Here is a 22,658-nt window from a genome sequence, read left to right as displayed (position 1 = left end):
TATCGAGGAGGCCAAGATCGATTGCGGGATGGTCATGGGCAAGCATGACCTGATTCTGCCGAAACGAAAACGGTCCCTCCCCGCAAAACGGAGAGAGGCCGTTCATTTTAACAAACCGGTTAGCGCGGCAGAACGCTCGATCCCATCAGCGCTTCGTCGATGGCTCGTGCTGCCTGACGGCCTTCGCGGATCGCCCACACGACCAGCGACTGGCCGCGACGCACGTCGCCGGCGGTCCACAGCTTGTCGACCGAGGTCTTGTAGTCGCGTTCGTTGGCGATGACGTTGGTGGAGCCGCGGCGGTCGACATTCAGCGCCAGCTTGCCGTCGAGTTCGGACAGCACGCTATCCGTTGCCGGACCGGAGAAGCCGATGGCGATAAAGGCGAGATCGGCCTTGATGATGAAGTCGGTGCCGGCGATCGGCTGGCGGCGATCGTCTACCTCGCAGCAGCGAACGCCGGTCAGCTGGCCGTCTTCACCGACGAATTCAAGCGTTGCCACCTGGAACTCGCGGATCGCGCCTTCGGCCTGGCTGGACGAGGTGCGCATCTTGGTGGCCCAGAATGGCCACACCGCAAGCTTGTCTTCCTTTTCCGGCGGCTGCGGGCGGATGTCGAGCTGGGTCACCTTGACAGCACCCTGACGGAACGCGGTACCGACGCAGTCGGACGCAGTATCGCCACCACCGACGACGACGATATGCTTGCCACCGGCAAGGATCGGCTCGGCCGCCCAGGCGACGCTATCGATATTCTCGCGACCGATGCGGCGGTTCTGCTGCACGAGATACGGCATCGCATCATAGACGCCGTGCAGTTCCGTGCCGGGAATGCCGGCGGGACGCGGGGTTTCCGAACCGCCGCAATAAAGCACGGCATCGAATTCCGCGGTCAGTTCTTCCACCTTCTTGTCCACGCCGATATTGACGCCGTAGTGGAAGGTCACGCCTTCGCCGGTCATCTGCTCGACGCGACGGTCGATGAAGTTCTTCTCCATCTTGAAATCAGGAATGCCGTAGCGCAGCAGGCCGCCGGCCTTCGATTCCCGCTCGAACAGATGCACGTCGTGACCGGCGCGCGAAAGCTGCTGAGCCGCCGCCATGCCCGCCGGACCCGAACCGATCACGGCAACCTTGCGGCCAGTCTTCACAGTCGCCGGCTGCGGCACGATATAGCCAAGCTCATAGGCCTTGTCGGCAATCGCCTGCTCGACGGTCTTGATCGCGACCGGCGCATCTTCGAGGTTGAGCGTGCAAGCTTCCTCGCACGGTGCGGGACAAACGCGACCGGTGAATTCCGGGAAGTTGTTGGTGGAATGAAGGTTGCGGATCGCCTCCTCCCACTTGTTGTTGTAGACGAGGTCGTTCCAGTCAGGGATCTGGTTATGAACAGGGCAACCGGTCGGGCCATGGCAATAGGGGATGCCACAGTCCATGCAGCGGGCCGCCTGTTTCGTCACTTCCGCATCCGACATCGGAATGGTGAATTCGCGGAAATGGCGGATACGATCGGACGCCGGCTGGTACTTGCCAACCTGCCGGTCGATTTCCATGAATCCCGTAACTTTGCCCATAGTCTTTCCCTCAGTTCACAGAGGCGGCCATTGCGGCCCCCAGTACCAGTAGGCGAAACCGATCACCGCCCCCAGCACCACAAATTCCAACTAGCGCACCGTTGACCAGTGCGGCGACCGTTGGAACGGCCGCGGCGATTGCCACGGCCGTTCCGGCATGAACGATGCGTCCAATGCGGTTCACTCCGCAGCCACGCCCATCCGCATCCGTTCCATCTCCACCAGTGCACGGCGATATTCGACCGGCATGACCTTGCGGAATTTCGGACGGAACTCGCTCCAGCGGTCGAGAATGTCCTTGGCGCGGGTCGAGCCGGTATAGTGCATGTGGTTGGAGATCAGCTGGTAGAGCCGCTCCTCGTCGTGACGCGTCATGTCTTCGGAAACGTCCACGCGTCCCTTGTGCATGATGTCGCCGCCGTGGTGGTGCAGCTTTTCCAGCATGTCGTCTTCTTCCGGAACCGGCTCCAGTTCCACCATCGCCATGTTGCAGCGCTTGGCGAAATCGCCCGTCTCGTCGAGAACGTAAGCCACGCCGCCCGACATGCCGGCTGCGAAGTTGCGGCCGGTTTCGCCGAGCACGACGACGATGCCGCCGGTCATGTATTCGCAGCCATGGTCGCCCACGCCCTCGACCACCGCGATGGCGCCCGAGTTGCGCACCGAGAAACGCTCGCCGGCAACGCCGCGGAAGTAGCACTCGCCGGTCGTTGCGCCGTAAAGCACGGTGTTTCCGACGATGATCGAGTTCTCGGCGACGATGTTGGAGTTTTCCGGCGGCCGCACGATGATGCGTCCACCCGACAGACCCTTGCCGACATAGTCGTTGCCGTCACCGATCAGGTCGAACGTGATACCGCGCGCGAGGAACGCCGCGAACGACTGTCCGGCCGTGCCGCGCAGCGTCACATGGATCGTGTCGTCCTTCAGGCCCTTCTGGCCCCAGCGCTTGACGAGCGCACCGGAGAGCATGGCACCAACGGACCGGTCGACGTTCTTGATCGGCACTTCGAAGACAACAGGCTCCTTGCTATCAAGGGCCGCCTGCGACTTCTCGATCAGCTTGCGATCGAGAATGTCGTCGATCGGATGCTTCTGCCGCTCGGTCCAGTAGGTAGCAGACTTCGGAGCCTCAACCTTGTGGAACAGCTTGGTGAAGTCGAGGCCCTGCGACTTCCAATGCGCCAGCATGTCGTCCTTCTCGAGCAGCTCGGAAAGGCCGATGATCTCGTCGAACTTGGTAAAGCCAAGCGATGCGAGGATCTCGCGCACTTCCTCAGCCACGAAGAAGAAGTAGTTGATGACGTGTTCCGGCGTGCCCTTGAAGCGCTTGCGCAGGACCGGATCCTGCGTCGCGACACCAACGGGGCAGGTGTTGAGATGGCACTTGCGCATCATGATGCAGCCGGCGGCAATGACAGGCGCCGTCGCAAAGCCGAACTCGTCTGCTCCGAGAAGGGCACCGATGATGACGTCGCGGCCGGTCTTCAGGCCACCATCGACCTGCAGCGCGATCCGCGACCGCAGACCGTTCAGCACCAGCGTCTGCTGGGTCTCGGCAAGGCCGATTTCCCAAGGCGAACCTGCATGCTTCAGCGATGTCAGCGGCGAAGCGCCCGTGCCACCGTCGAAGCCTGCAACCGTGATATGGTCGGCGCGGGCCTTGGCAACGCCTGCCGCAACCGTGCCGACGCCCACTTCCGAGACCAGCTTGACGGAGATGTCGGAGGTCGGGTTGACGTTCTTCAAATCGTAGATCAGCTGAGCCAGATCTTCGATCGAATAGATGTCGTGATGCGGCGGCGGCGAGATGAGGCCGACACCCGGCGTCGAGTGACGGGTCTTGGCCACGGTCGCATCCACCTTGTGGCCGGGCAACTGACCGCCCTCGCCGGGCTTTGCGCCCTGCGCCACCTTGATCTGCAGCATATCGGCATTGACCAGATACTCGGTCGTCACGCCGAAACGTCCGGATGCGATCTGCTTGATCGCCGAGCGTTCCGGGTTCATCGAACCGTCGGCCAGCGGCAGATAGCGATCGCTTTCCTCGCCGCCTTCACCGGTGTTCGACTTGCCGCCGATGCGGTTCATGGCGATTGCCAGCGTCGTATGCGCCTCACGGGAAATCGAGCCGAACGACATGGCGCCGGTCGAGAACCGCTTGACGATATCGACTGCCGGTTCGACTTCGTCGAGCGACACAGGCTTGCGGCCGGACCTTTCCGCCGACTTGATCTTGAACAGGCCGCGAATGGTATTCATCCGCACCGCGCTTTCGTTCACCATTTCGGCAAACTCGCGGTAGCGATCCTGACTGTTGCCGCGCACGGCATGCTGCAGGGTGGCAACGACATCCGGCGTCCAGGCATGGCTTTCGCCACGCATGCGGTAGGCATATTCGCCGCCGATATCGAGCGAGGAGGCCAGAACCGGATCCTTGCCGAAGGCTGCACGGTGGCGGGTGACGGTTTCCTCGGCGATGTGATCGAGACCGATGCCTTCGATCGACGTCGCGGTCCCGAAGAAATACTGGTTGACCAGCTCGGTGTTCAGACCGACGGCATCGAAGATCTGGCCGCCGCAATAGGACTGGTATGTCGAGATGCCCATCTTGGACATGACCTTGAGGATGCCCTTGCCAACCGCCTTGATATAGCGGGACACGATCTCGGAACTGTCCACTTCCTTCGGAAACTCGCCGCGCATGTGCATGTCGGTCAGCGTGTCGAAGGCGAGATAGGGGTTGATCGCTTCGGCACCGTAACCGGCGAGAAGGCAGAAATGGTGGATCTCGCGCGGCTCGCCCGATTCGACGACGAGACCGACCGAGGTGCGAAGCCCCTTGCGGATCAGGTGGTGATGCACGGCAGCGGTCGCGAGAAGCGCCGGAATGGCAATCCGGTCCGGTCCGATCTGGCGGTCGGAGAGAACGATGATGTTGTAGCCGCCCTTGACCGCCGCTTCCGCACGCTCGCAGAGGCGATCGAGCATTTCCGGCATGCCTTCGGCGCCGCGCTCGATATCGTAGGTGAAATCGAGCGTCTTGGTGTCGAAGCGGTCTTCCGTGTGACCGATCGAGCGGATCTTTTCCAGATCGCCATTGGTGAGGATCGGCTGGCGCACTTCCAGGCGCTTGGCGTTGGCCGCACCTTCATGGTCGAGAATGTTCGGCCTCGGCCCGATAAACGAGACGAGGCTCATGACAAGCTCTTCGCGGATCGGATCGATCGGCGGGTTCGTCACCTGCGCAAAGTTCTGCTTGAAATAGGTGTAGAGCAGCTTCGACTTTTGCGACATCGCCGAGATCGGCGTGTCCGTGCCCATCGAACCCACGGCTTCCTGCCCGGTCGTCGCCATCGGCGACATCAGGATCTTGGTGTCCTCGGATGTGTAGCCGAATGCCTGCTGGCGATCGAGCAGCGATACGTCGCGGCGCAGCGCGCGCGGTTCAACCGGCTTCAGGTCCTCAAGGATCAGCTGCGTGCGATCCAGCCACTTTTCGTATGGATGGCGGGTTGCAAGCGTGGTCTTCAGCTCCTCGTCGGAGATGACCTGACCCTTTTCCATGTCGATCAGCAGCATCTTGCCAGGCTGCAGACGCCACTTCTTGATGATGCTTTCTTCCGGCACCGGCAGCGTGCCGGCTTCGGATGCCAGAATGATGCGGTCGTCGTCGGTGACGAGATAACGGGCCGGGCGCAGACCGTTGCGGTCGAGCGTCGCGCCGATCTGGCGGCCATCGGTAAAGCACACGGCAGCCGGACCATCCCATGGCTCCATCAGAGCCGCATGGTATTCGTAGAAAGCCTTGCGCTCCTTCGACATCGACTGGTTGCCGGCCCAGGCTTCGGGGATCAGCATCATCATCGCATGCGCCAGCGAATAGCCGCCGCGCAGCAGGAATTCGAGCGCGTTGTCGAAGCAGGCCGTATCCGACTGGCCCTCGTAGGAGATCGGCCAGAGCTTGGAAATGTCGTCGCCGAACAGTGGCGAGGACACCGACGCCTGACGCGCCGCCATCCAGTTGACGTTGGAACGCAGCGTGTTGATTTCGCCGTTATGGGCAACCATGCGGTATGGATGCGCGAGCTTCCAGGACGGGAACGTGTTGGTGGAGAACCGCTGGTGCACGAGGGCGACAGCACTTTCAAACCGCGGGTCGGCCAGATCCTTGTAATAGGCGCCGACCTGATAGGCGAGGAACATGCCCTTGTAGACGATCGTCGTCGATGACAGCGATACCGGATAGAAGCCGGTTTCCTGACCGCCGAACTGATCGTAGATTCGGTTGGAGATGACCTTGCGAATGAGGAAGAGCTTGCGCTCGAAATCCTGATTGGTCGCAGCATCGCGGCCGGCGCCAATGAACACCTGGAGGTGATAGGGCTCGGTACCGGCAATATCCGGCGCCTTGGACAGCGAGGAGTTGTCGACGGGCACTTCGCGGAAGCCGATGAACTGCTGGCCCTCTTCGGCCGTCACATCGACGATGACCTTCTTGAAGTGCTCGATCTGATCCGGGTCACGCGGCAGGAAGAAGTGACCGACGGCATACTCGCCAGCCTTGGGCAGGGTGATGCCCTGCTTTGCCATTTCCTCGCGGAAGAACTTGTCGGGGATCTGCAGCAGAATGCCGGCACCATCGCCCATCAGCGGATCAGCGCCGACGGCGCCGCGATGAGTGAGGTTTTCCAGAATGAACAGGCCATCCTTGATGATCTGGTGCGACTTCTGGCCCTTCATATGGGCGATGAAGCCGACGCCGCAGGCATCGTGCTCGTTGCGCGGGTTGTAAAGCCCCTGCGCGGCCGGAATGCCGGAGGCAATGAATGGCAGACGCTGTTCGACGCCCGAGCCAGCTTCCGCCGCGGTCGCGGTGGCGGGCAGACAGTGCACTTCAGGAACATTCTTCGTCATTGCTATTCCTCCTGTTGGCCACTCACGATCGAGCTTGCAAACGGCGTATTCTTCATTTCACCCGAAGAAATGCCTCGTCCTTTCAGGTGGCAGACTGCTGAAGCAGGAAGCCCTTGAGAGTGCGAAGCATACCCTTGAACACGTCGACGGTCACCGCTCGGAAGCGAAAAACCACCTTCAGTTCAAAAATTAGGACAACATTTCTGTCCTAATTCTCGAATTTTATGACATATGTGCCGCCTGTCTTCAATCCCCGGCCCACGAAAAAGTTAAAGCTAAACGACACTTGATTACTGGTTGCGATGCCAGCTTGAAATAATCTTGCGCCGCGAATGACAAAACTCGGCTTTGATTACGCGGCACGAGCAGACACCGCTCATTCGGCACGTTTCCCGATTGATCAACGGTCCAAAAGGCTTATGGTCCGCCTCGCTCAAAGCCCCGCATCTTATCCCACATCGCTTGCAAGGTAACGTCATGTTCTTCGCCTCGGACAACTGGGCTGGCGCCCATCCCGCAATCAATGAACGCTTGTCGAAGGAATCCACCCGCTTTGCCGCGGCCTACGGCAACAGCGAGCTCGACCGCTCGATCGAGGCTCGCTTCAACGAGATGTTTGAACGCGACGTCGCCGTCTTCTTTGTCGCGACCGGCACGGCAGCCAATTCGCTAGCGCTTGCCAGCGTCGCCCGCCCCGGCGGCCTCACCTTTTGTCATTCCGAAGCGCATGTGATCGAGGACGAATGCGGAGCACCCGACTTCTTCTCGGGCATGCGCATGGTCGCGGTCGAGGGTCCGGCCGGCAAAATGCTGCCGGAAAACCTTGTGGAGCGCATCTCACGCTACCCGCAGGACGCCATTCACCACGGCCGCGCCGCCGCCATCACCATGACGCAGGCAACAGAAGTCGGCACGATCTATACGCTCGATGAAATCGACGCGATCGCAAAGATCGCCAAGGACAACGGTCTGCCGCTGCACATGGACGGGGCCCGCTTCGCCAATGCTCTGGTCGCGCTTGATTGCTCGCCCGCCGAGATGACCTGGAAGCGCGGCGTCGACGTGCTGTCCTTCGGCGGCACCAAGAACGGCTGCTGGTGCGCCGAGGCGATCGTGTTCTTCAATCCTGATCTCGCCAAGGATTTCGCATTCCTGCGCAAGCGCAGCGCACAGCTGTTTTCGAAATCGCGCTTTATCGCAGCCCAGTTCGACGCCTATCTGAAGGACGACCTGTGGATGGGTCTCGCCGGCCATGCCAACACCATGGCCGATCGCCTGCGCACTGGCTTCGGCGCGCTCAACAGCGCCCGGCTTGCCTGGCCGACGGCATCGAACGAAGTGTTCGCGGTCCTGCCGAAAGCCTCAGCCAAGGCCGCCGAAGAACAGGGCGCACGCTTCTACAACTGGCCGGCACCCCGCGACATTCCGGAAAAGGTCAAGGCAGACGAAGTGCTCATCCGCATGGTCACATCGTTTGCGACCACTGAAGAGGACGTCGACCAGTTCCTGTCGATCTGCGCTTCCGCCTGATCGTCAGCCCTGCTTTTGCGGCGCAATCTGCGCCGTAATCAGGCTGGACAGGGCCTCGACCAGCGCGGCATCTGCGCCGCGCCTGGAAATCAGCACGAACTCGACATCCTGCAGCGTTGGCAAACGGTCCCCGGTGATCTCCTTGAGGCCTTCGGGCGCCATGCTGCGCGGCTGCACGAGCACGCCCATTCCCGCCCGCGCCGCAGCCGTCAGACCGCTGAGACTGCCGCAGGTGCAGACGATCCGCCAGGACATACCGGCTCCATCCAGCGCCTCCTGCGCCACCCGCCGCGTGATCGAGGGCGACGGGAAGGCGATCAGCGGCAGAGCATCGGTCCGGTCGATCATGCGCTCCGGATCCCGCGCCAGCCACACAAGCGGCTCGCGGTAGAGCAGACGCCCATGGGTTTCCCCCACATGCCGTTTGGCGAGAACCAGATCGAGATCGCCAGCGTCCTGCATCTGGTTGAGCACGGCCGACAGCGCCACGGTCAGCTCCAGATCGACCAGTGGATGCAGACGAATAAAATCTTCGAGAATGCCGGTCAGCCGGCTCGCAACCACATCCTCGGAAACGCCGAGCCGCAACCTGCCACGCAGCCGGCTTTCGCCGAACAACGAGGACACCTTGCTGTTGAGATCCAGCATTCCGCGCGCATAGCCCAGCAGCGCCTCCCCTTCCGTCGTCAGCCGCACGTGGTGCGTATCCCGCGAAACGAGCTGACGCCCGAGCGACTTTTCCAACCGCTGGATATGCTGGGTAACGGTCGACTGCCCGAGCCCCAGCCGTGCCGCCGTATCGGTAAAACTTCCCGTCTGCTCCAGCACGAGAAAACTGTTCAGGTGATGCAGGTTGAGCATGGTTATCCGACTTCACGATAGCTGTTAGTGTTTGCATTCAAATTCATGATAAGCGAAGACAGCCTCGACAAACAATGAAATCGTCGAAGGATTTTCCATGCGCCGCTACCTGCCGGATCGCTTCACCGTCATGCTCGTCTGCACCGTCATCCTCGCCTCCTTCCTGCCGATCCAGGGCGTATGGGCGGAATGGTTCGGGGTGGCGACAGACATCGCCATCGGCCTCCTCTTCTTTCTGCATGGCGCTCGCCTGTCGCGGGATGTGGTGGTCGCAGGCGTCCTGCACTGGCGCCTGCATCTGACGATCCTTCTGACGACGTTTGCGATCTTCCCGATCCTTGGGCTCATGATCGGTTTCGTTCCGGAAGACATCCTGCCGGCACCGCTTTACATGGGCATCCTCTTCCTCTGCGTGCTGCCGTCCACCGTGCAGTCGTCGATCGCCTTTACCTCGATGGCGGGCGGCAACGTGCCGGCGGCAATCGTTGCGGCATCCGGTTCCAACATTCTCGGCATGTTCCTGACCCCGCTTCTGGTCGGCCTGCTTCTGTCGACGACCGGCGACGCCGGCGTTTCGACCGATGCCATCCAGAAGATCGGTCTTCAGCTTCTGGCACCGTTCATCGCCGGCCAGATCCTGCAGCCGTGGATCGGCAACTGGATCCGCTCCAAGAAGAAGATCCTCTCGCCCGTCGACCGCGGCTCGATCCTGATGGTCGTCTACCTCGCCTTCTCGGAAGCGGTCATCGAAGGGATCTGGAGCCGATTTTCGGTGAGCGACATCGCCGCAGTCGTCGTCATCGACATGCTGCTTCTGACCGTCGTCATCTGCATCACCATGTTCGGCAGCAGACTGCTCGGCTTCAAGAAGGAAGACGAGATCACCATCACCTTCTGCGGCTCGAAAAAATCGCTGGCAAGCGGCGTACCGATGGCCAACGCCATCTTCTCCGGCCAGTCGGCCTCGATCGGCGCCATCGTCCTGCCGATCATGCTGTTCCATCAGATCCAGCTGATGGCCTGCGCCGCGATCGCCCAGAAATACGCCGATCGCGCCAGGGCCAAGGAAGAAGCCCTCGCCAAGGTCGCCGCAGCCTGAAACCGGCGTGCAGACCTTAAGGTGTGCCAATCAGCGCCGAAGCTTTGGCCCTGATTTCCTGAAGCTCAGAGGCTGAAACACGGCTCTTGCGTTCGGCGCGGCGTGAGCGCCAGTCGAGGCTTTTTACCTGATCTGCAAGGACGCATCCTTTGTCGTCCTTCAGGACGACCTCAAATGGATACCCTTTCACCTTCGTCGTCATGGGGCAGCAGAGCATCAGTCCGAAACGATTGTAGCTTGCGGGACTAAGGACGACTGCAGGCCGCCGCCCCGCTCGCTCGTGTCCGGACTGAGGCGAGAAATCAAGCCAGAGGATGTCGCCGGTATCGGGAACGTTGGACTGAGCGTTCACAACGCTTCTCTGCCGACCGGCGCACCAAAGTCGGCCTCGTCATGCAGATTGTCGGCGTTCATACCGGCAACAAGCTGGTCTAGCGTTGCGTCCAGTTCGGCAACGGGCTGGATGATAACGCGGCCGTTTTCTTCCGACACGTCTACGACCGAATCCGGCTTTAGGTTCGCCGCCTCCATCACCTGTGCTGGGATGCGTACAGAGGCGCTGTCGCCTGATTTCTTGACAGTGACACGCATCGGCACTCCGTCCCGTTGAACAACAAGCTGAGATAATGTCGATACGGTAGGCCGCTCGGCAAAACCGGTCAATCCCACGCAAAAACGCCCCTTCCCCGGCAAGGGAAGAGGCGTCTGTATGCTACCCGTGACTGTAGGTCATTGGGCTGTCGTTACTCTCTATGGCGGGTCAGTTGACCTGCTGCGGAGCGATCTGTGCTTCGATCGTCTTGACGCTGTCGGACGCATCGGCCGCAATCGAGATACGGCGTGGCTTCAGCGCTTCCGGAATGTTGCGCACCAGATCGATGTGCAAGAGACCGTTCTTCAGCGAAGCGGTTTCGACTTCCACGTGATCGGCGAGCTGGAAGCGGCGCTCGAAGGCGCGCTTGGCGATGCCGCGGTAGAGATATTCGGTCTCGGCACCGGCTTCGTCATCGCTCTTCTCGCCCTTCACGGTCAGCGAATGGGCCTGGAATTCGATCGAGAGTTCCTTCTCATCAAATCCTGCGACAGCCATCGTGATGCGATAGGTGTTGTCGCCAGTCCGCTCGATATTATACGGCGGATAGCTCTGCGCCTGATCGCCAAGGTTGCGATTGTCAAGCAGATTGAAGAGACGGTCGAAACCGACGGTGGAGCGGTACAGGGGGGAAAAATCGACGTGACGCATAAAGTCCTCCATTGAAGCGACGTTGCGGTTTAGGTTTGGCGTCTCACCCCGTTCTGGCGATGAAGACCCCGTTCTGCAGGCCCTTTCGGCGCCTGCAGAGGAAAGATGGGAATTGATTTTCCGTCATTCAAGAGGTTTTTTCATTGGGGAAATTCATCCCGTGACGGGCTCGGCTTCCTGGTTATAGGCCGACAGGTCAGAGTTCTCCGCTCCGGCCTCGCCTCTATCCGCATCCACCATTTCAGATGATTTCACTTGACGTGGCGGCCCGGATCGCTTGAGCCTGTCGGCATGACTGACACGCCCCACGCCTCACAGACCCTGTTGCGATCGACGCCGGAAAACCCGGCGCCGGCCGATTACACCGCTGGCCATTTCACCGGTCACCGCGGCACGAAGCTGCGTTACGCGCTTTTCCGCTCACCGGTCTCACCAGCCCGCGGCACGATCGTGCTGCTGCAAGGGCGCAATGAGTTCATCGAGAAATATTTCGAGACTATCCGCGAGCTCAACGCGATGGGCCTGTGGGTCGCGACCTACGATCTGCGCGGCCAGGGCGGTTCCGACCGCGAGACACGGCATCCGAAAAAAGGCCATGTCAGACATTTCTCCGACTACCAGAAAGACCTCGACATCTTTCTCGAGCAGATCGTGCTTCCGGATGCACGCCTGCCGTTTTTTCTGATCGCCCATTCCACCGGCGCGCTGATCGCCCTGTCGTCGGCGCCGAAACTCGCCAACCGGATCAGCCGCATGGCGCTGCTGTCGCCCTATATCGGCTTTCAGGGCCAGGCCCTGCCGGAACGCATCGTCTGGCCGCTTTCGACGGTCATGCGCTGGACCGGGTTCGGCAAGATCCAGCTTGGCGGAGACAAGCGCTTCATACCCTTCGAACGAAACGGCCTGACCGGCGATCGCACCCGCTTCGAGCGAAATCTCGGCCTCTACGCCGCCTATCCGGAACTGACGGTCGGCGCACCGACGGCCGGCTGGGTTCACGAGACCCTTCGCGCAGGCCGGCGCGTCTCGTCGCAGGCGCATCTGACACGGATCACCATTCCGACGCTGATCATCGCGCCTGTCCTCGATGGCGTCGTGCCCTATTCGGCCCAGGAGGAACTATCGCGAAATTTCCGCGCGGCACAGCTCATCACCATCACCGGCGGCCGCCATGAGCTGCTGCAGGAAAAGAATATCTACCGCGCCCAGGTGATGGCGGCGCTCGAGGCCTTCATGCCTGGGCTCGATGGCGGCATAGACCTCAGCGAAACCGCGGCCTGACCCGTCTTATCGGCGCGCCAGCAGCGCAAGCGCTTCGGCGTGCACGCTACGCGAACCGGCGGCGATGATATTGCCGCCGTTCTCCGGCCGGCCACCATCCCAGTCGGTGATGATGCCGCCCGCCTGCTCGATGATCGGGATCAGCGCACCGACATCATAGGGCTGAAGATTGTTCTCGACCACGAGATCGATATGCCCGCCCGCCAGAAGGCAATAGGCGTAGCAATCGCAGCCATAGCGGAACAGCCGCACCTTTTCTTCGATCGACCGGTAAAGGGCCAGATCCTCGCCCTCGAAAATATGCGGTGACGTGGTGAAGAGAACGGCGTCGGACAGCTGTCCGCAGTCACGCACCGAAAGCACGGCCTCACCACCCGGGCCGCGATAGGTTGCGACCTTGCCATCGGCAAAATAGCGTTCGCCGGTAAACGGCTGGTCCATCATGCCCATCGTGGCCCGACCATTCGACTGCAAGCCGATCAGCGTGCCCCACAGCGGCACGCCTGAGATAAAGGCCCGCGTCCCGTCGATCGGATCGATGACCCAGACATGCTCGCGGTCGAGCCCGACATTGCCATGCTCTTCGCCCAAGATGCCGTGTTCGGGAAACCGCGCCTCGATCAGGGCCCGGATGGCGGTTTCCGCCGCCCTGTCGCCCTCGGTCACCGGATCGAACCCGCCGGCCAGCTTGTTGACGACGGAGACACCGGTGCGGAAGCGCGGCAGCGTCTGCTCGCGGGCGGCATCGGCGAGCGTATCGAAAAAGGCGCGATCAGGCAGCATCAACAACTCCGTCCCAGAAAAGCTGCCCCCGTTCTAAAGCAGGTCTTGACGCTTAGAAAGGCCTGAACCGTTCTTCGAGTGACCAAAACGCGGTCACATCGCCGAATAATGATGCAATTTTCATCACACAAAATAATTGATTGACAAATGTGCATAACGGACGTAGCGTCTTCATACAGTCTTTGACTGTAAATACCCTCCTTGGGTGTTTCCTCCCTAGACTTAGCCGCGCTGTAAGCGCGGTTTTTTTTGTCCAAATACAGGGATGGAAGGATATCGCTCGATGAGCACGCAGATGTCTGCATGTTGCGGCATCGAATGCGTTCTGTCAGGGAGTCGGCTACCTCGGCGATCGAAGTCAGCCTGATGCGGGGATACTATTCCGCGGCGAGCGCGGTATCGCCGGCCGAGAAATCAGCGACGAAGTCGGCCATCTGGCGCATGAAGAGCGAGAGTGCGGCGGCGATCGCATCGAATTCCGGCCGCTTCGAAAGCGTCCCCTCATCCACGTAAAGCCCGCGGTTGATCTCGATCTGCAGCGCGTGCAGGCCGCGCACGGGCCGGCCGTAGTGTTCGGTGATGAAGCCGCCAGCATAGGGCTTGTTGCGCACGGCGGCAAAACCCATCTCGCTCAGGAAGCTGAGCGCTGCGCGCGAAAGCTCGGCAGACGCGCTTGTGCCGTAGCGATCGCCGATGATGAAGTCGGGCTTCACGTTCGAACCCGAAAGCCGGATATTGCCAGGCATCGAGTGACAATCAATCAGCACGCAGATGCCGAACCGGGCATGCGTGGCCGCGATCAGCCGGCGCAGGCAGGCATGGTATGGCTTGTAGATTGCCTCGATCCGGGACAGGCCCTCCGCCACCGAAAGCTTGCGCCGGTAGATATCCATGTTCTCGGCGACGATGCGCGGAATGGTGCCGAGGCCACCGGCAACGCGCATCGATCCGATATTGGCGTAAGGCGGCAACGGACCATCGAACATACGCGGATCGAGTTCGAACGGCTCGCGATTGACGTCGAGATAGGCCCTGGGGAAATGGGCGGCCAGCAAGGGCGCGCCAAGTTCCGGCGCATCGGCGAAGAGATCGTCGACATAATGATCTGCCGAACGGCGAATCGACATCGAGTCGAGATTGCTGTCGGCAAGAAAGCTTTCCGGGTAGCACCGGCCGCTATGGGGAGAGTTGTACACGAAGGGAATGGTTTGCCTGGCGGGTTCCCTTACCTCGAAATGCTCAGGATCGCCGGCGTTGAAATCCATTCCGTTTTTACCATGTCATGAACAAGTCGGATGAGGTATGTTGCCAGTTGCCCGGCGGGAAGTCCATACTATGTAATCCCACCAAGGCTGCTTCGGCTCTTATTAAACGGATGTTTACCGTCAATTGAGAGTGTAGACGGCCATACAGCCACGACTCATAGACAGATAGCGGTCCCCGAGATGCTTCCAAAAATCCTTCTCGCCGAAGATGACAACGACATGCGCCGGTTCCTGGTGAAAGCGTTGGAAAAGGCGGGCTACAAGGTCATTTCCTTCGACAACGGCGCCAGCGCCTACGACCGGCTCCGCGAAGAGCCTTTCTCGCTGCTCCTGACCGACATCGTCATGCCCGAGATGGACGGCATCGAGCTCGCCCGCCGCGCGACCGAACTCGACCCCGATCTCAAGGTCATGTTCATCACAGGGTTTGCCGCCGTCGCTCTGAATTCTGATTCGAAGGCCCCGAAGGATGCAAAGGTTCTCTCCAAGCCCTTCCACCTGCGCGATCTTGTGGACGAAGTGAACAAGCTTCTGGCCGCGTAAGCCCGGTTTTCCGGCGGCTGTCAAAAAGACTTCACAAAACCGGAAAAAGCCTATTGACGGCACATCGGTTTCTGTGGTCTTAAGCCGCCCATCGGATGGGCGTATAGCTCAGCGGGAGAGCACTACGTTGACATCGTAGGGGTCACAGGTTCAATCCCTGTTACGCCCACCATCCTGAATAGCCGCAAGGCACGAAAGGCTTCCGGGAAACCGGAAGCCTTTTTCGTTTCAAGCCGTTAACCGACCGCATAACGTCCCGCCACCATTCTTCCATCCGTAACAATACCAATAGCGCGAGGCTTGCGGATGCGGGAGCTTGTGGGTCTGAGTTTGTGGCTGGCCTCTCGGCCAGTGGCACTCAGGCGGCCGGGGTCGTGTGGGGCTCCGGCCGCTTCAATAGCGCTTCACTTCCCGAATTTACCGCAAACAAAAGCCGCCCGTGGAAGCTCCAGGGCGGCTTTGCTGTTGTGATCCTTGGGGTCTTTCTTAGAAGACCACGGCGCCTGCCGTCAGTGCCAGAACCAGGAAGATAAGGAAGATCACGATAGCGATAAAGAACAGGATTTTCGCGATGCCCGCGGTGGCAGAGGAGACGCCGGAGAAGCCGAGGAAGCCTGAAATCACGGAGATGACGAGAAAGATGAGAGCCCATTTCAGCATGGTATTATTCCTTCATATTTGATGCGGGAACAACGTGAGAAAAGGTTCCAGGTTCCAGCGCCGTGATGGCCGCGAAGAAATATTCCGGCAAAAATGTGAACTACCCGTCGGCAAGCAGATGCACTCGTCCCGAGATGCCGATCGACACCCGGTCGCCTGACGCAAGCAGCTCGCGGCCGGGGATATCCAGACGGAAGGAAATCTCGCCCTCGGCGATACCTTCTCCGGCGAGTGTTATCCTCGCATCAAGCGACGGCCCGCAGAAAACCACGTCGCTGACCACAGCCGAGACCCCGTTGTCCGGCGCGTATTCGATCCGGCTGACGGTAAACTGCTCAGGCCGGATCATGATCTGCGCCCGGCCGCGATAGGTGACGTCCGCAACCTCTAGCCGGCCGATCGGACTGTCGGCTATCCCGTCGCTCACCATGGCCGGCAGCACGACCGCTTCTCCGAGGAAGATGGCCGTCGCCCGGTCGACGGGTTTCAGATAGACCTCGCGCGGCGTGCCGACCTGGGCGAATTTTCCCGCCCGCATCACGACCAGCTCATCGGCGAAGGCAAGCGCTTCCGCCTGGTCATGGGTCACGAGAATGGTGGTGACGCCGGCAGCCGACAGCACGTCGGCCACAGCCTTTCGGGTGGCGGTCCTCAGGCCCATGTCGAGCGCCGAGAAGGGTTCGTCCAGCAGCATCAGCCGCGGCCTGCGGGCAAGCGCCCTTGCCAGCGCCACGCGCTGCTGCTGGCCGCCGGAAAGCTGATCCGGCTTGCGGGCAAGCATCGCCCCGTCAAGCCCGACCATCTCCATCAGTTCCGCAGCCCTTGCCTGTTTGGCGTCGCGATCCGCGTCCATGCCGAAACCGATATTGTCGAGCACCGAAAGATGCGGAAACAGGCAGCCGTCCTGCGCCACGATGCCGATATTACGTCGGTAGGCAGCAACATGCGCGTCCGCATTGGACATGATCTCGCCGCCAAGCGTGATCGAGCCGGCGTCAGGAACCTCGAACCCGGCAATCAGCCGCAAAAGCGTGGTCTTGCCGCAGCCGGAAGGGCCGACGATGGCCGTGCGGCTTCCGCTTTGGGCTGCAAGGTCGACACCGGCAACGGCTGCGACGGAACCGTAGCTCTTGGCAACGGAGGAAAGGGTAAGCAGCGTCATCGCCCGGCGATCTTTTTTGACTGGTGGTGAAGGAGAAGGGTGAGCGGAAGCGAAAACAGGATCATCAGCAGCGCATACGGTGCGGCTCCCGCATAGTCGATCTCGCTGGTCAGCGCCCAGAATGCCATGGCAAGCGTGCGCGTGCCGTTGGGCGCCAGCATCTGGGTCGCGGTCAGCTCGTTCATGATGCCGAGCGAGGAAAGCGCCATGGCAGATGCAGCGCCCGGCGCTGCCAGCCGCACTGTGGTGGACCAGAGCGCCCGCGCGGGTGAACGTCCGAGACTTTCGGCCGCCTGTTCCAGCTCTGCCGGCACCTGCGCGATGCTGGCGCGCAGGCTGACCAGCGCCCGCGGCAGAAACATGATGACGTAAGCGATGACGATCGTCGCCACCGTCTGGTAAAGCGGCAGCATAACCCGGATCGAGATCGTCACCAGAGCGAGCGCGACAACCACGCCCGGCATCGAGCTTGCGAGATAATAGCAGCCTTCGAGAAACCGACTGGAACGCGTCGGGCGGCGCACCGAAAGCCAGGCGATCGGCACCGCGGCAGCAGCTGTCGCAACGCCGCCGATCACGCAGATCGTCAGCGTCTGGGAAAGCGCCAACCCGATCTCGCTGAGTTGCCAGATATCAGCACCACCGGCGATCAGCCAGCGCCCGAGCGTCAGCACCGGCACGCCAAGCGAAACCGCAGTAGTCACGACCGGCAGCAGCAGGCAGGGATATCGCCAGACGCCAAGCGAGGCGCGCACCGGATGGCGGGCAACGCCCGAGCCCAGCCGGGCATAGCGACGGCGGCCCCGCACAGCGGCATCGACGCCGATCAGCACGAAGCAGCAGGCCACCAGCACCAGCGCCAGCATATGCGCTGCAACGCCGTTGTAGGTGGACTGGAACTGGTCAAGAATTGCCGTCGTGAATGTGTCGAACCGGATCATCGCATAGAGCCCGTATTCCGACAGGAGATGCAGGCTGATCAGCAGCGCCCCGCCACACAGTGACAGTCTGAGTTGCGGCAACACAACACGCCGCATGACAGCAGCGGGCGAAAGACCGAGAGAGGCCGCCTGATCCTCCAGTGCCGGATCGATCAGCCGAAGGGCCGCCGACACGGGAAGGTAGACGAAGGGAAAGTAGGTCACGACCGAGATCGCGACGCCCGCTCCAAGCCCGTTCAGCCGCGGCCACATACCGATCCAGGCATAGGACTGCACGAAAGCGGGAATGGCGAGCGGCACGATGGCAAGCCAGGCCCATAGCTTTGCACCCGGCAGGTCGGTGCGCTCCGTCAGCCATGCAAGCGCTGTTGCAAGAACCGTCGCGACCGGCACCGTGAAGACGATCAGCGCAACGGTATTGAACAGGAGGTCGCCGACACGGGAACGGAAGATCAGCTGCGATGCCGTTTCCCAGCCGGTCGCAACCGTTGCCCAGAACACGAACCCGAGCGGCGTCAGCGTCAGGGCGGCAATCGCAACGGCGATTGCCAGCGTCCAAGACGATCCGGCAAGGGGTTTCCCCGCAGGCTTCCGGCGCGGCCGGCTGGCAACCATGCTCTCGGTGGTAAACGTCATCGCGTGCTCAAGAAAGAAGAGACATCGCAGGTACGCCCTGCGATGTCCGTGCGCAACAGGATTCGATGGTGTTTAGAGAATGCCGGCGGCTGTCATCATGTCGGTGACCTTGGCATTGTTGAGGCTCGAGGGCTCGACCTTCGGCGCCTGAAGGTCGGCAATCGGAACGAGCGCCTTGTTGGAAGCCTCGTCCTTGCCGACGGCGTATTCGAACGAGGTGCCGTCACGCAGAATCTTCTGGCCGCCCTTGCCGGCAAGCCATTTCAGAAATGCCTGCGCCTGCTCCTTGTGCTTGGAAGAGGCCAGAATGCCGCCGCCGGAGATCGACACGAAGGCGCCCGGATCCTGGTTCTTGAAGTAATGCAGCGCAACGTTCTTGCTGTTTTCGCCGGTCTTCGCCTGATCGCCGAAATAGTAGTAGTGATAGATCAGCGCGCCTTCGAACTGGCCCGCATTGACGGCCTTCATGGCGGTGGAATTGCCACGCACGGCAGTGAAGTTCTCTTTCATGCCCTTCAGCCAGGCAGCGGTTTCCGGCTCACCCTTCAGCTGCAGAAACGCGCCGACGATCGCCTGGAAATCGGCACCCGACGGAGATGCGGCCCAACGGCCCTTCCATTCGGGCTTGGCGAGATCGAGCATCGATTTCGGCAGCTTGTCCTCGGTGAGCTTGGTCTTGTCATAGGCAAACACGGTGGAGCGCGCGGCAATTCCGGTCCAGTGACCGTTGGCCGGGCGGAACTGCTCGGGAACGAGATCGAGCGTTGCCTTGTCGACAGGCTCAAACAGCCCCTTGCCATCGACAAGCGCCATGGCCGGCGAATTTTCCGTCAGAAACAGGTCGGCCGGCGAGTTGGCGCCTTCCTGCACAATCTGGTTTGCCATTTCGAGGTCGGATCCGTTGCGCACCGTAATGACGATGCCGGTCTCTTCCTTGAAGGCCTCGACCCATTCCTTGGTCAGGCCCTCGTGCTGGGCATTGTAGATCGTCAGGCTGTCGGCGACCTGCGCGTTGGCCGGCATGGACAGAGCGAGTAGCGAAACGGCGAGCGAAGCTCCGGCCGAAAGAGCAGACAGAATTTTCAAGTTTGCCTCCAATTTATAAGCGTCATCGCATCGATAGCCAAAGCCGACCTGTAGTCAAGTTTAAGAATCGAACGGGGATGGAGACCGATTGCGGCAAATGCCGGCGAATCAGGTAGAGCTGAAACGAACACATCAAGAACAAGCCGCGGAAACTGAATGTCGGTTGCTTATCTGGAAAAATTGAACGAGGCCCAGCGCCGCGCGGTCGAGCATGGTTCGGACGTGCCGGATGGCGGCGCTGCCGGACCGCTTCTGGTCATTGCAGGCGCAGGCTCCGGCAAGACCAACACGCTTGCCCATCGCGTCGCCCACCTGATTGTGTCGGGCGCCGATCCTCGCCGCCTGCTGCTAATGACGTTTTCCCGCCGTGCGGCCTCCGAAATGGGCCGCCGCGTCCAGCGCATCTGCCGCGAAGTGATGGGGGCGAAGTCCGGCGTCATGACCGATGCGCTCGCCTGGGCCGGCACGTTTCACGGCATCGGCGCAAGGCTGTTGCGGATCTATGCCGAACAGATCGGCCTCGACCAGGAATTCACCATCCACGACCGTGAGGATTCCGCCGACCTGATGAACCTCGTTCGCCACGAGCTCGGCTTCTCCAAGACGGAGAGCCGGTTTCCGACCAAGGGCACCTGCCTTGCGATCTATTCGCGCGCCGTCAATTCCGAGACGCCGCTGGACGAGGTGCTGAAGACCTCCTTCCCATGGTGCCTTGCCTGGGAACCGCAGCTGCGCGACCTGTTCGCCTCCTATGTGGACGCCAAGCAGGCGCAGAACGTTCTCGATTACGACGATCTTCTGCTCTACTGGGCGCAGATGATGAGCGAGCCGCTGATTGCGCAGGATGTCGGCGAACGGTTCGATCACGTCATGGTCGACGAATACCAGGACACGAACCGGCTGCAAGCCTCGATCCTGATGGCGATGAAGCCCGGCGGCCGCGGGCTGACAGTGGTGGGCGACGACGCCCAGTCGATCTATTCGTTCCGCGCCGCCACGATCCGCAACATCCTCGATTTTCCCGCGACCTTCGACCCGCCGGCCAACATCGTCACGCTCGACCGCAACTACCGCTCGACCACCACCATTCTGGCAGCCGCCAATGGCGTCATCGAACTTGCCCGCGAGCGGTTCACGAAAAACCTGTGGACCGACCGGCAGTCGGAGGAGAGACCGCGTCTGGTCACCGTCAAGGACGAGACTGAACAGGCGAGCTATATCGTGGAAAAAATCCTCGAGAACCGCGAAACCGGCATGTTGCTGAAGCAGCAGGCCGTGCTGTTTCGCGCCTCGCACCATTCCGGTCCGCTGGAAGTGGAACTCACGCGCCGCAACATTCCCTTCGTCAAGTTCGGCGGCCTGAAATTCCTCGATAGCGCCCATGTGAAGGACATGCTGGCGGCTCTGCGCTTTGCCCAGAACCCGCGTGACCGGGTTGCGGGGTTCAGGCTTCTGCAGCTCATTCCGGGTATCGGCCCGCAAACGGCGGCAAAGATCCTCGATGCGATCGCAGCCGATCCGGAACCGCTGGCAGCACTCCAGGAAATCCCCTCGCCTCCAAGGTCCGGCGAAGACTGGCCGGCCTTTGTCGAGATGCTTGGCGCCGTCAGGAAAAGCGAAGGCTGGCCTTCCGAAATCGGTCTCGCCCGCCAATGGTACGAGCCGCATCTTAGCCGCATCCACGAAGATGCCGACACCCGCAAGGCCGACCTTCTGCAACTGGAGCAGATCGCCTCGGGCTACGCGTCGCGCGAACGCTTCCTCACCGAACTGACGCTCGATCCGCCGGATGCGACGAGCGATCAGGCCGGCGTTCCGCTGCTGGACGAGGATTACCTGATCCTTTCGACCATCCATTCCGCCAAGGGCCAGGAATGGCGCTCGGTTTTCCTGCTTAACTGTGTCGACGGCTGCATTCCCTCCGATCTCGGCACCGGCACGACAGCCGAAATCGAGGAGGAACGGCGGCTGCTCTACGTGGCGATGACGCGCGCGAAGGATCACCTTCACCTGATCACGCCGCAGCGTTTCTTTACCCACGGCCAGCATTCCCAAGGCGACAGGCACGTCTACGCCTCACGCTCCCGCTTCATCCCGGCGACGCTCCTGCAGTTCTTCGAAAGCACCGCCTGGCCAGTGGTGGCGCAGATGACCGAAGCCGAACGCCAGGCCCGCCACCAGATCCGCATCGACGTAACCGCAAGAATGCGCGGCATGTGGCGCTGACCGCCACAAGTTGCGCGAACGTATAGGCCGCTGCCTGACATTGGAGATTGCGTGGTGGAGAAATCGTCGCTGGAAGCCGCATTCTCGATGAAGGTACCCGTCATCGGCCTCCGATTTGCATCCGAAGACCTGACCGATTTCATCACGGCCGAATCGAGATTCGCAGATTGCCGGTTCAACGATTGCGTCTTCGATGGCGCGAAGATCAGAGAATGTGAATTCATCGGCTGCAGCTTTTCCAACTGCTCCTTCAAGGAGGCCGAGTTTTTCAACTGCATCTTCGTCGATCGCGAAACGCAGGCAGGATCTGCGTGGAATTACTGCGACCTCAACGAAGCGAAGTTTAAGGGATGCAACCTTTCCAACAACCGCATGATCAAATGCGGGGCCTTCCTGCTCGAGATCACCGATTCGTCGGCCGTCGGTCTGCAGTTCGACGCCGAGGTTCATCGCAAGATCAGCAAGCGCATGATGTTTGGCGGCGTCGTCTTACAGCGTTGCAAGCTGCAATACGCGGTGTTTGCGGCCTCAAGCTACGAAGAGAGCCGGTTCGAGAGCTGCGATCTCAGAGACTGCTCGTTTGTCGACAGCAATCTCAGCCGCGTCAGCCTGATGGGATCGAGCCTCAACAATATCGATTTCACCGGCGCGACGCTTGATTTCGCCAACCTCTCGCAGGCGACCTTCGACGAGATGGATCTTGCAGCCATGGCGTCGTTCAAGGGCATGACTGTCAGCCGCGACCAGCACGAAAACCTGCTCCGCTCGATGGGAATTCTGACGTCGGGATAAGCAGCAGACACAACCGGTGGGCGGAAAGGCTTTCCTTTCAAACCGAAAAAGCATTAGAG

Annotated in this window: 18 protein-coding genes and 1 tRNA gene; 7 read left to right on the top strand and 12 right to left on the bottom strand. The window is 60.9% G+C overall.

Features of this window, described 5'->3' with window-relative positions; all coding sequences use genetic code 11:
* Nucleotides 1–119: 119 nt before the first annotated feature.
* Both BLW69_RS02835 and gltB read right to left on the bottom strand, forming a co-directional pair.
* Entirely contained in the window at nucleotides 120–1,574 is a 1,455-nt protein-coding gene (locus BLW69_RS02835; RefSeq protein ID WP_092659813.1) for a glutamate synthase subunit beta, read from the bottom strand.
* Nucleotides 1,575–1,754: 180 nt separating this feature from the next.
* A complete protein-coding gene (gltB, locus tag BLW69_RS02830) occupies nucleotides 1,755–6,491 on the bottom strand; it encodes a glutamate synthase large subunit (protein WP_092659811.1) in 4,737 nt (1,578 codons plus the stop codon).
* A gap of 477 nt (nucleotides 6,492–6,968) precedes the next feature.
* Between gltB and BLW69_RS02825 the strand changes: the two genes are divergently transcribed.
* Nucleotides 6,969–8,021: a threonine aldolase family protein gene (locus tag BLW69_RS02825; protein WP_092659810.1), complete on the top strand. Its 1,053-nt coding sequence runs from the start codon at nucleotides 6,969–6,971 to the stop codon at nucleotides 8,019–8,021.
* 3 nt (nucleotides 8,022–8,024) lie between these two features.
* On the opposite strand, the gene BLW69_RS02820 is transcribed toward BLW69_RS02825, so the two are convergent.
* Nucleotides 8,025–8,882: a LysR family transcriptional regulator gene (locus BLW69_RS02820; RefSeq protein ID WP_062460971.1), complete on the bottom strand. Its 858-nt coding sequence runs from the start codon at nucleotides 8,880–8,882 to the stop codon at nucleotides 8,025–8,027.
* Between the two features lie 97 nt (nucleotides 8,883–8,979).
* On the opposite strand from BLW69_RS02820, the gene BLW69_RS02815 reads away from it, so the two are divergent.
* The gene (locus BLW69_RS02815) at nucleotides 8,980–9,981 is read left to right on the top strand and encodes a bile acid:sodium symporter family protein (protein WP_062582327.1); all 1,002 of its coding nucleotides are present in this window, start codon (nucleotides 8,980–8,982) and stop codon (nucleotides 9,979–9,981) included.
* Between the two features lie 16 nt (nucleotides 9,982–9,997).
* Here BLW69_RS02815 and mazF read toward each other — a convergent pair whose 3' ends face one another.
* From mazF to BLW69_RS02800, 3 genes are all read right to left on the bottom strand, one after another.
* The gene (gene mazF, locus BLW69_RS02810) at nucleotides 9,998–10,333 is read right to left on the bottom strand and encodes an endoribonuclease MazF (RefSeq protein ID WP_092659808.1); all 336 of its coding nucleotides are present in this window, start codon (nucleotides 10,331–10,333) and stop codon (nucleotides 9,998–10,000) included.
* Nucleotides 10,330–10,572 (bottom strand): AbrB/MazE/SpoVT family DNA-binding domain-containing protein, encoded by a 243-nt coding sequence (locus tag BLW69_RS02805; protein WP_092659806.1) that lies wholly within the window; start codon nucleotides 10,570–10,572, stop codon nucleotides 10,330–10,332. Before BLW69_RS02805 ends, mazF begins: the two co-directional genes overlap by 4 nt.
* Nucleotides 10,573–10,741: 169 nt before the next feature.
* On the bottom strand, nucleotides 10,742–11,224 hold the full coding sequence (locus tag BLW69_RS02800) for an Hsp20 family protein (protein ID WP_062460976.1): 483 nt from the start codon (nucleotides 11,222–11,224) through the stop codon (nucleotides 10,742–10,744).
* Nucleotides 11,225–11,515: 291 nt separating this feature from the next.
* On the opposite strand from BLW69_RS02800, the gene BLW69_RS02795 reads away from it, so the two are divergent.
* On the top strand, nucleotides 11,516–12,505 hold the full coding sequence (locus BLW69_RS02795) for an alpha/beta fold hydrolase (RefSeq protein ID WP_062582322.1): 990 nt from the start codon (nucleotides 11,516–11,518) through the stop codon (nucleotides 12,503–12,505).
* A gap of 6 nt (nucleotides 12,506–12,511) precedes the next feature.
* Here the strand turns inward: BLW69_RS02795 and hisN are convergent, their stop codons facing one another.
* Nucleotides 12,512–13,288 carry a histidinol-phosphatase gene (gene hisN / locus BLW69_RS02790; RefSeq protein WP_092659804.1) on the bottom strand — a complete coding sequence of 259 codons (777 nt, stop codon included), beginning with the start codon at nucleotides 13,286–13,288 and terminating at the stop codon, nucleotides 12,512–12,514.
* A 377-nt stretch (nucleotides 13,289–13,665) separates the two neighbouring features.
* Nucleotides 13,666–14,553, bottom strand: a complete 888-nt coding sequence (locus tag BLW69_RS02785; RefSeq protein WP_092659802.1) for an N-formylglutamate amidohydrolase — start codon at nucleotides 14,551–14,553, stop codon at nucleotides 13,666–13,668.
* Nucleotides 14,554–14,733: 180 nt separating this feature from the next.
* On the opposite strand from BLW69_RS02785, the gene cpdR1 reads away from it, so the two are divergent.
* Nucleotides 14,734–15,096, top strand: coding sequence for a response regulator CpdR1 (gene cpdR1 / locus BLW69_RS02780; protein ID WP_062460988.1), 363 nt, complete (start codon nucleotides 14,734–14,736; stop codon nucleotides 15,094–15,096).
* Nucleotides 15,097–15,193: 97 nt separating this feature from the next.
* A tRNA-Val gene (locus BLW69_RS02775) sits at nucleotides 15,194–15,268 on the top strand.
* Nucleotides 15,269–15,582: 314 nt separating this feature from the next.
* On the opposite strand, the gene BLW69_RS02770 is transcribed toward BLW69_RS02775, so the two are convergent.
* The 4 genes from BLW69_RS02770 to BLW69_RS02755 all read right to left on the bottom strand — a co-directional run bounded on the left by BLW69_RS02770 (nucleotide 15,583) and on the right by BLW69_RS02755 (nucleotide 19,581).
* The gene (locus tag BLW69_RS02770; protein WP_082471987.1) at nucleotides 15,583–15,756 is read right to left on the bottom strand and encodes a DUF1328 domain-containing protein; all 174 of its coding nucleotides are present in this window, start codon (nucleotides 15,754–15,756) and stop codon (nucleotides 15,583–15,585) included.
* 100 nt (nucleotides 15,757–15,856) lie between these two features.
* The gene (locus BLW69_RS02765; protein WP_092659800.1) at nucleotides 15,857–16,918 is read right to left on the bottom strand and encodes an ABC transporter ATP-binding protein; all 1,062 of its coding nucleotides are present in this window, start codon (nucleotides 16,916–16,918) and stop codon (nucleotides 15,857–15,859) included.
* Nucleotides 16,915–18,495, bottom strand: a complete 1,581-nt coding sequence (locus BLW69_RS02760; RefSeq protein WP_092659798.1) for an ABC transporter permease — start codon at nucleotides 18,493–18,495, stop codon at nucleotides 16,915–16,917. The genes BLW69_RS02765 and BLW69_RS02760 overlap by 4 nt, the downstream gene beginning before the upstream one ends.
* Before the next feature lie 72 nt (nucleotides 18,496–18,567).
* Nucleotides 18,568–19,581: an iron ABC transporter substrate-binding protein gene (locus BLW69_RS02755; RefSeq protein WP_092659796.1), complete on the bottom strand. Its 1,014-nt coding sequence runs from the start codon at nucleotides 19,579–19,581 to the stop codon at nucleotides 18,568–18,570.
* 156 nt (nucleotides 19,582–19,737) lie between these two features.
* Between BLW69_RS02755 and BLW69_RS02750 the strand changes: the two genes are divergently transcribed.
* Both BLW69_RS02750 and BLW69_RS02745 read left to right on the top strand, forming a co-directional pair.
* Entirely contained in the window at nucleotides 19,738–21,807 is a 2,070-nt protein-coding gene (locus tag BLW69_RS02750; protein WP_092659794.1) for an ATP-dependent helicase, read from the top strand.
* A gap of 51 nt (nucleotides 21,808–21,858) precedes the next feature.
* Nucleotides 21,859–22,599, top strand: coding sequence for a pentapeptide repeat-containing protein (locus BLW69_RS02745; protein WP_139283772.1), 741 nt, complete (start codon nucleotides 21,859–21,861; stop codon nucleotides 22,597–22,599).
* Nucleotides 22,600–22,658: the final 59 nt, after the last annotated feature.

Origin of the sequence: Rhizobium sp. NFR12, from assembly GCF_900108545.1 — a bacterium.
In the GTDB taxonomy this organism is placed as follows: Bacteria; Pseudomonadota; Alphaproteobacteria; order Rhizobiales; family Rhizobiaceae; genus Neorhizobium; species Neorhizobium soli.
Note: the sequence above shows the minus strand (reverse complement) of the source record. Positions and strands in the feature narration are given on the sequence as shown.